The sequence below is a fragment of the Streptomyces sp. NPDC052101 genome (assembly GCF_040680235.1).
Classification (GTDB): domain Bacteria; phylum Actinomycetota; class Actinomycetes; order Streptomycetales; family Streptomycetaceae; genus Streptomyces.
In genome coordinates, this window is sequence record NZ_JBFAWH010000181.1 from 1 (window position 1) to 1,005 (window position 1,005).

Consider the following 1,005-nt stretch of genomic DNA (forward strand, 5'->3'; position numbering starts at 1 on the left):
GCGAGATGCTCGTGGACAACGAGGTCGGCACGGACAAGGTGGTCGGCCGGGACGAGACCGCCGTGACCATCCTGTTCGCCGACGGCCGCCCCGCCGTGGAGACCGTGGGCTCCAAGGACCAGGCGGCGGCCGCCGTCGTGCAGGCGATCGTGGATGACCTCGCCGGTCGCGACCCCGCCGGCGCGTCGGGCCGCTGACCTAGACTGTGCGGCATGACCGATGCCGCCTCGCTGAGCCCCGCCCGCCACGCCGACCCGTATTCGGGGGTGGGCGGCGGAGAGCTCCGCCTCTTCACCTCCGAGTCCGTCACGGCGGGCCACCCCGACAAGATCTGCGACCAGATCTCCGACGCCATCCTGGACGCGATCCTCGCCGCCGACCCGTCGGCGAAGGTGGCCGTGGAGACCCTGACCACCACCGGCCTGGTGCAGGTGGCCGGCGAGGTGAACACCTCGGCGTACGTGGAGATCCCCAAGATCGTGCGCGAGACCATCCTGGACATCGGCTACGACTCCTCGGCCAACGGCTTCGACGGCGCCCAGTGCGGCGTGAACATCTCCATCGGCCAGCAGTCCTCGGACATCTTCGCCGGCGTCTCCCGGTCCCTCGAGGCCCGCGAGTACGGCTCGGCGGACGAGGTGGACGAGCAGGGCGCGGGGGACCAGGGCATCATGTTCGGCTACGCCACGGACGAGACCCCGGCGTACATGCCCATGCCCATCTACCTCGCGCACCGGCTCTCCGAGCGGCTCACCGCGGTGCGCCGGGCGGAGAACACGCCCATGCCGTACCTGCTGCCGGACGGCAAGACGCAGGTCACCATCGGCTACGCGCCCGGCCACGTGCCCACCACGGTCGAGGCCGTGGTGGTCTCCACGCAGCATCACGAGTGGGTCACGCAGGAGCAGCTGCGGGCGGACGTGGAGGAGCACGTGATCCGGCCCGTCATCGAGCGCTCCGGCCTCGACACCTCCGGCATGCGGATCATCATCAACCCGGGCGGCA

Annotated in this window: 2 protein-coding genes; both read left to right on the forward strand. The window is 70.9% G+C overall.

What is annotated here, in order from left to right; all coding sequences use genetic code 11:
- Positions 1-197, forward strand: a 197-nt coding sequence (locus tag AB0L75_RS44625) for a hypothetical protein (protein WP_365191994.1), incomplete at its 5' end; no start/stop codon positions are given.
- Between the two features lie 15 nt (positions 198-212).
- Positions 213-1,005 (forward strand): S-adenosylmethionine synthetase N-terminal domain-containing protein (locus AB0L75_RS44630; protein WP_365191995.1); only part of this gene is annotated, 793 nt, incomplete at its 3' end.